Source organism: Seleniivibrio sp. (genome assembly GCF_021209385.1).
Taxonomy (GTDB): domain Bacteria; phylum Chrysiogenota; class Deferribacteres; order Deferribacterales; family Geovibrionaceae; genus Seleniivibrio.
The window spans coordinates 66,745-74,720 of sequence record NZ_JAJOIL010000018.1 but is presented as its reverse complement, the minus strand read 5'-3'; the positions used below and the strand labels follow the sequence as shown (position 1 = coordinate 74,720).

General features: G+C 46.6%; 7 protein-coding genes. All 7 read left to right on the top strand.

Annotated features, from left to right (window positions below; genetic code table 11):
- Positions 1–2,330 (top strand): translation initiation factor IF-2 (infB, locus tag LRY47_RS05365; RefSeq protein ID WP_295223264.1); only part of this gene is annotated, 2,330 nt, incomplete at its 5' end.
- A 144-nt stretch (positions 2,331–2,474) separates the two neighbouring features.
- Entirely contained in the window at positions 2,475–2,810 is a 336-nt protein-coding gene (gene rbfA / locus LRY47_RS05360) for a 30S ribosome-binding factor RbfA (protein ID WP_295223261.1), read from the top strand.
- On the top strand, positions 2,810–3,703 hold the full coding sequence (gene truB / locus LRY47_RS05355; RefSeq protein ID WP_295223260.1) for a tRNA pseudouridine(55) synthase TruB: 894 nt from the start codon (positions 2,810–2,812) through the stop codon (positions 3,701–3,703). The genes rbfA and truB overlap by 1 nt, the downstream gene beginning before the upstream one ends.
- 62 nt (positions 3,704–3,765) lie before the next feature.
- On the top strand, positions 3,766–4,035 hold the full coding sequence (gene rpsO, locus LRY47_RS05350) for a 30S ribosomal protein S15 (protein WP_295223259.1): 270 nt from the start codon (positions 3,766–3,768) through the stop codon (positions 4,033–4,035).
- 6 nt (positions 4,036–4,041) lie between these two features.
- Entirely contained in the window at positions 4,042–6,180 is a 2,139-nt protein-coding gene (gene pnp / locus LRY47_RS05345; RefSeq protein ID WP_295223257.1) for a polyribonucleotide nucleotidyltransferase, read from the top strand.
- Between the two features lie 93 nt (positions 6,181–6,273).
- Positions 6,274–7,491: a pitrilysin family protein gene (locus tag LRY47_RS05340; RefSeq protein WP_295223255.1), complete on the top strand. Its 1,218-nt coding sequence runs from the start codon at positions 6,274–6,276 to the stop codon at positions 7,489–7,491.
- Positions 7,473–7,907: a dUTP diphosphatase gene (gene dut, locus LRY47_RS05335; protein ID WP_295223253.1), complete on the top strand. Its 435-nt coding sequence runs from the start codon at positions 7,473–7,475 to the stop codon at positions 7,905–7,907. Before LRY47_RS05340 ends, dut begins: the two co-directional genes overlap by 19 nt.
- The last annotated feature ends 69 nt before the right edge of the window (positions 7,908–7,976 follow it).

Below are 7,976 nucleotides of genomic sequence, written 5' to 3'. Positions count from 1 at the left end.
GTATGTTTACATGCTGTGCCGAAATAAGACTTGTGTACTTTATAAAATCTCTGGTTCAGTCGTTATTGCCCGAATACGAGATACCCGCACAGCAGTCAGAATGGATCGAAATACCGCTGAAACTTACCGGCGACAGACCCCAGGGTGACAGACCTCCTTACCGTCCTCAGGGTGGCGGCGCCGGCAGACCTCAGATGGAGGAAAAATCCATAGCTGAGCTTGCTGAAAAGAAAAAGGTAATGCGTGAGAAACCCAAAACGGAGACTGTCGAAACCAAAAAGGTCAAGGCTAAAGCCGCCGTTGCTAAAAAAGAGAAAAACATCCATAAGGGTGTTGATGAAGGTATAGAGCTTTTTGAACTTGAACAGCAGATACTGTCTTCCGACGGTGCTCCAGTTGTTGAAGCTGAAAAAGAAGTTGTTGAAGAAGCACCAAGAGAAAAAAGACCTGATAACAGGAATAACCGCAGACCTTTCAAAAAGCAGAAGGGCAGAAGAGAGGAGAAACAGGAACCTGTTATTGTGCGCCCGTCAAGCGTGCAGATAGGCGAGAACGTTGTTGTTTCTGAATTTGCCAAACTCATCGGCGTTAAGGCGACAGAAGTTATCAAAAAACTTATCAGCCTCGGCGTTATGGCGAGCGTGAATCAGGCTATTGACGGCGATACGGCAACTCTGCTTGCTTCTGAATACGGAATAGATGTTAAGGTGAAATTCCTCACCGAAGACGACCTTATCCCCAAACACGAGGATAAGGACGAAGACCTTGTTCCCAGACCGCCTATCGTTACCGTTATGGGTCACGTTGACCACGGTAAAACATCACTGCTCGACAGAATCCGTCTTACGGCTGTTGCAGAGGGCGAAGCGGGCGGTATCACACAGCACATCGGTGCGTATGAAGTTAAACTCGACCACGGAACAATAACTTTTCTCGACACCCCCGGTCACGAGGCGTTCACAACCCTTCGTGCCAGAGGCGCAAGCGTTACGGATATAGTTATCCTTGTTGTTGCGGCTGACGACGGCGTTATGCCCCAGACAAAAGAAGCTATTGACCACGCGAAAGCGGCAGGTGTTAAGATTATTGTTGCTATCAACAAGATAGATAAAGAGAACGCCAACCCGGACATGGTTCGTAATCAGCTTTCCGAACACGGAGTTATTTCTGAGGATTGGGGCGGCGATACACAGTTTCAGGAGATATCCGCTAAACAGAACATCAACGTTGATGCGCTGCTTGAAAGAGTTCTCCTTGAAGCGGAACTTCTCGAACTTAAAGGCAACCCCAACGCTCCGGCAGAGGGTATCGTTATCGAATCAAAACTGGACAAACAGAAAGGTCCCGTTGCAACAGTGCTTATTAACAGAGGTACGCTGACCAAAGGCGATAACTTCGTTGTCGGTACTGAATCCGGTAAGGTAAGGGCGATGTTCAACTATAAAGGCGCCGCTATCAAAGAAGCCGGACTTTCAGTTCCCGTTGAAATTATGGGCTTTTCAGGCGTTCCGGAATCCGGTGACAGATTCATCGTTACCTCTGATGAAAAAACAGCGAGAGCAATTGCAGAACTGCGCGCAGAAGAGAAACGTAAACACACACTGGCGGAAAAAACCGCTGTCAGTCTTGCGGATATCTTCAACAGAATAAAAGAGGGCAAGCTGAAAGAACTGAATATCGTGCTGAAAGCCGACGTTCAGGGTTCACTGGAAGCTCTGAAATCCTCTCTGATAAAGCTTTCCAACCCCGAAGTGAAGATAAATATCATTTCAAGCGGTGTGGGCGGTATTTCGGAGAACGATATCATCCTCGCAACAGCTTCAAGCGCCATCATCATCGGTTTCAACGTCCGTCCCGGACAGCAGGCGAAAGCCAAAGCAGAACAGGAGGGCGTTGAGCTTAACCTTTACTCTGTAATCTATCAGGCGATTGATGACGTTAAACAGGCGATGGAAGGTATGCTTGACCCGTCGCGCAAAGAGGAAGTTCTCGGACGTGCGGAAGTTCGTCAGGTGTTCTCTGTGCCGAAGATCGGCAAGATCGCAGGTTCATATGTTACAGAGGGCAAGGTTGCCAGAAATGCCAGCGTCAGGGTCATCCGTGACTCAATCGTTATCTATGACGGCAAACTGCACTCTCTTAAACGTTTCAAAGACGACGCTAAAGAGGTTGCACAGGGTTACGAGTGCGGTATCGGTGTTGAAAAATACAACGATATCAAAGAAGGAGACGTTTTCGAGTTCTACATCATGGTTGAAGAGAAGAGAACTCTTGAAGACGTGCGCAGAGATTCCGAAGCAAAAGAAAAAGAACAGGAAGATAACAAATAAATTCTTGACCTTTTCTGCAATATATACGATAGTTGATGTTCCGCACCTTTTGGGTGCGGAACGCATTTTGCCGGCCGTTGATACGGTTTCCGCTCATGATGGGGCGGTTGCTGTGCAATCGGAGAATGAGCAGGAGATATTTTGGTGAGAGACAGAAGAGTAGCGGAACTTTTACGTTCCGAGATAGCTAACGTGATCCTTATGGGGGTCAAAGACCCGAAAGTTAAAGATGTTGTGATCACGGGCGTTGAGATCTCAAAAGACCTGTCCAGTGCCAAAGTATTTTTCAGCACTTATAATAAAAGTGCAAAAGATGGGATTGAAAAAGGACTTAACCGTTCCGCAGGCTTCATTAAGCACTGCATTATCAAAAACCTTACTATTAAGAAGGTTCCCGAACTCCGCTTCATCTACGACGATTCATCCGATTACGGCCAGAAAATTGACGAAGTTTTAAAAACCATCAGTCATGAGCAGTAATGGATGGCGTTGTAAATATCTACAAAGAAAAAGGTATTTCATCATTTTCAGTTGTCAGGTCTGTCCGCAGGATTTTTAATACCAAAAAATGCGGTCACACCGGCACTCTCGACCCGTTGGCGGAAGGCGTTCTTCCCGTCTGTCTGGGTTATGCCACCAAACTTGCAGATTACATGATGGCTCTTGATAAAGAGTACGTTGCACAGTTTCGCCTTGGCGAAGCCAGAGACAGCTATGACACGGACGGCGACATAACCGCCGAAAACCGCGACATAAAACCCTCTAAAGAAGAGGTAGAGGCTGTTCTTAAAACCTTCATAGGCGATGTTGAGCTTACGGTTCCTGCGTATTCCGCCGTTAAGATAAACGGCGTGCGCGCCTACGATCTTGCCAGAAAGGGTGAGATAGAGGATGCAGGAAGCCGCGTGATGTCCATAACGGATATTGAGCTTATGGATTACAGCTATCCCGACGGGCTTTTCCGCATGAAATGCAGAAAAGGCACTTATGTGAGAAGCGTTATCCACGAGGCAGGGCTTAAACTGGGCTGCTACGGTGTTATGAGCGGGCTTATCCGCACTGTGAACGGCAGGTTCACACAGGCTGCGGCTTATAAGCTCGGCGACCTTGAATCCATGAAGGAAGAGGGCAGACTCGAAGAGGCTCTTATCCCTGTGGACAGGGCGCTTGGATGGGCAAAGGCGGTCGTTCGCGACGAAGCTGTTAAGCTGGTTAAGAACGGCGTATCCGTTAAAAGGCACAATTATATTTCAGTGCCGGATACCGAGGATGCTCATGTCTTTCTTACGGATGGAAAAGGCGAACTGCTTGCGTTTGCAGAACAAAGCGGACTTGCCGACCAACCTTTCATAATTGTGAAATTACTGGTCTGACAGACTGGATTTAATAAGATAAATTTGCTATAATATTAGCTTATCATGGAGGTAACTTTAAAATGGTAATGACCAAAGAACGCAAGGACGAGATTATCTCAGTAAACAAGACTCACGATGCTGATACAGGCTCTCCTGAAGTGCAGATCGCGCTTCTGACAGAAAGAATTACTTATCTGACAGAACACTTTAAAACTAACCCCAAAGACCACCACTCAAGAAGAGGTCTTCTTCTTCTCGTCGGTCGCCGTAGAAAGCTTCTTGATTATGTTAAGAAGAAAGACTACATGAGATACCGCAAAATCATCGAAGCTCTCGGAATCAGGAAGTAATACTAGATGGAAAAAAATATTCAGACTTTCCCTATTCGTCTGCGTGAAGACGCTGACGAAATAATTTTTGAGACCGGCTGGAAAGCCAAGCAGGCAAACGGCAGTATCTGGATCAAACAGGGCGGTACCATCGTCCTCGTTACAGCCGTAGGTCAGAAAAAAGCAGCGGCAAATCAGGGATTTTTTCCCCTGACAGTCAACTACTTTGAAAAATTCTACGCAGCGGGCAAGATTCCCGGCGGTTTCTTTAAAAGAGAGGCTAAACCCTCCGATAAAGAAACGCTTATTTCCCGTCTGATAGACAGACCCCTGCGACCCATGTTCCCCGACGGTTTCAGAAATGAGACACAGGTGATAGCTACTGTCGTTTCATATGACGGCGTTAACTCGCCTGATATGCTTGCGATGAACGCTGCCAGTGCCGCTCTTATGATATCCGATATTCCTTTCAACGGACCTATCGCAGGTGTCAAAGTGGGCAGACTGGACGGCAAGCTCCTCATCGACCCTCCCGCAGACCGTGTTAACGATCTTGATATCAGCATTACCCTTGCAGGTACTGACGATGCCATCGTTATGGTTGAGGCTGGGATGAACAACGTTTCCGAAGAAGAGGTTGTTGAAGCCCTTCAGTTCGGACACAAACACATCCGTATGCTTGTTGCTCACCAGCTTGAAATGGTTAAAGCGCTTGGCAAAGAAAAATTTGCTTATGAAAGCTTCGCCGTTCCCGCTGACGATGTTAACGACGCTATGGCTGTTATCGGTGACAAAATTAAAGCTGCGCTGGTTATTCCTCAGAAACTTGAGAAATATGCCGCAATCGACAAACTTGAAGAGGAATTCCTTGAACTCATGAAAGAAAAAGTGGGTGAAGAGGAATACGCCGCTAAAGAAGGTCACTTTAAAAACATCTACCACGAAGTTGAGAAAACAGCTTTCAGAAACTTCACAATAGATTCTAAAACAAGGATCGACGGACGTTCTTATACTGAAGTACGCCCCATCGACATCGAACACGCTCTTCTGCCTATGACCCACGGTTCCGCTCTCTTCACCAGAGGCGAAACTCAGGCGCTGGTAGTTGCTACGCTCGGTACCAAGATGGATACTCAGATCCTTGACAACATCGACGGCGAAGGCAGAAAACGTTTCATGCTGCACTATAACTTCCCGCCTTTCTGCGTTGGCGAGGTCGGCTTCATGAGAGGACCCGGCAGACGCGAAATCGGTCACGGTGCACTTGCTGAACGTGCTCTGTCATACGTTCTGCCCGATGAAGACGACTTCCCCTATACCGTGCGCATCGTTTCAGAGGTTCTTGAATCCAACGGTTCATCCTCTATGGCTACTGTGTGCGGCGGATGCCTCAGCCTTATGGATGCGGGCGTTCCGGTCAAAGCTCCCGTTGCGGGCGTTGCTATGGGTCTTATCTATGAAGGACAAGACAGATATGCAGTTCTCAGCGACATCATGGGAACTGAAGACCACCTTGGCGATATGGACTTCAAAGTTGCGGGTACCAAAGACGGTATCACCGCACTTCAGATGGATATCAAAATAGAAGGTCTTTCAAAAGAACTTCTTGAGACAGCTCTTGAACAGGCGAAAGCCGCAAGACTTCACATCCTCGGCAAAATGATCGACGTTCTGCCCGAGCCTAAGGAAGATCTTGCTCCTACAGCTCCCAGATACCTGACCATTAAGATCAACCCTGAGAAGATCGGTATGGTTATCGGACCGGGAGGAAAGATGATCAAATCCATCATCGAGGAATCAGGCGCGTCCATAGACATCGACGACACAGGCAAGATAAACATCTTTGCTGTAAGCAAAGACGCTATAACCATCGCTCAGAGACGTGTAAACGAGATCGTTGCAGAGGTCGAAGAGGGCGCGGTTTACGATGCCATCGTCAAAAAGATAATGGAATACGGCGCATTTGTGGAGCTTATCCCCGGAATCGAGGCACTGCTTCACGTTTCTCAGTACAGCAACGAACGCATCAACAAGATAGAGGACTACCTCAGTGTTGGCGACAGCGTTCAGGTAAAAGTTGTGGGCAAAGATCCCAACGGACGCTACAAACTGTCGAGAAAAGTTCTTCTCTCTGCAGAAAAACCTGCGGAAAAAGAAGAGAATTAATACCAAGGGAGCTTCGGCTCCCTTTTTTATTCAATTGACCCCACATCCTTTGCGGTGTAAAATCTCCTTTCATTCAATTCACAAGGAAACTTAATGAGAGAAATATACAAAGTCGGCAACATTCCCGTTATCTACGAGAATGTAACAAGCCTTCCGGGGCTTTTCACCATATCCGTTTTCTTCGACACGGGTTCCGCAAACGAAACCAAAGCAAACAACGGTGTTTCGCACTTCATAGAACATATGGCGTTCCGCGGCACCAGAGATTATTCAAACGAGGAGATAAGCAGACTTTCGGAGATGTACGGCGGCTACATGAACGCCTACACATCGAAAGAAACAACTGCATATTACATAAAGGGTTTTTCCGGCAACCTTGAGCTTTTCATAAAACTGATGGCAAATATCTGCTTCTATCCCGTTTTCGTTGAAGAGGATTTTTTACAGGAGAAACAGATAATCATAGACGAGATAAATTCCGTTATGGACAGCCCCGACGAATATCTGGGTGAAGTGGCGGAGGAAGAGCTTTTCAGAGGCTGTTCCCTTGAGTACCCTGTTTCCGGTACTGTCGCCTCTGTGGAGCAACTGGAGTTCTCCGAACTTAAGCGTTTTTACAAAGAGAATTACACTTCAGATAATTGCATAATCGCTGTAAGCGGTGATGTGAACAGAGAAGAGGTCTCGAAATATATAGAGAAATATTTCCCTGTTTCACAAGATAATTATGCAGGAAAGTTAAATCATTACATCCCGAGCTATTCGCCCAAAAATCACGAGTTTCATTTCAAATCAGGACAGAGCTACGTTCAGCTTATGTACCCTGCGTTTGAATACGGCAATACTGAAAGATACTCTCTTTCCGGCGGCGTGATGATTCTGGGCGGTCTGATGAGTTCCAGATTGTTCCAGGAGATAAGGGAGAAACGCGGACTTTGCTATAACATCGAGGCGGAAGCGGTTCTCTACAAAAAGGCGGGATACGCAAACATCATGTACTCATGTGCCGAAAAATCAGGCGATAAAGTGCTTGAGCTTGTTTTTAAAGAGATAAAGAAGCTGGTTGAAAACGGCATAACAGATGACGAGCTTACTATGATAAAAAATCAACTGATTCTTTCTTATGTTTCAAACTTTGAAACACTGGAAAGCCGCGTTCAGATGAATTTCAGGCAGTTTTACCATTACGGAAAGCTGCTTGAGAGTGAAGAGATTATGGGCAGAATAGAGACGCTGGATAAAAAGAGCATACAGCGCACGGCAGCAGAAATATTTGAGAGGGAGTATTCAGTATGCAGACTTGTAAAGTGAAGATAAAAGCGGATGATCCGGCTTTGATGCCGGAATATAAGACCGAACATGCGGCAGGCGTTGATCTTATGGCGGCGCACGGCGGTGAAATAAAACCTTTTGAAAGGACGCTTGTGAAAACCGGACTTTATATAGAACTCCCCGAAGGTTTTGAGGCGCAGATACGCCCCAGAAGCGGTTTGGCTCTTAAAAACGGCATCACTCTGCTGAACACCCCCGGAACAATAGATTCCGACTACAGGGGCGAGCTTGGCATAATCCTCATAAATCTTTCTCAGGATACGTTTGTTTATAAAAAGGGCGACAGAATAGCGCAGATGGTAGTTGCAACCGTCACCAGAGCTGTTTTTGAACAGGTGACCGAATTGTCTGAAACCGAAAGGGGCGCAGGCGGCTTCGGACACACAGGAATATGACACAATTATGTTTATAAATTTTCTCATTTGTGTGCTAATATGACTTATCAAGTTTTTAAGGGTGATTCT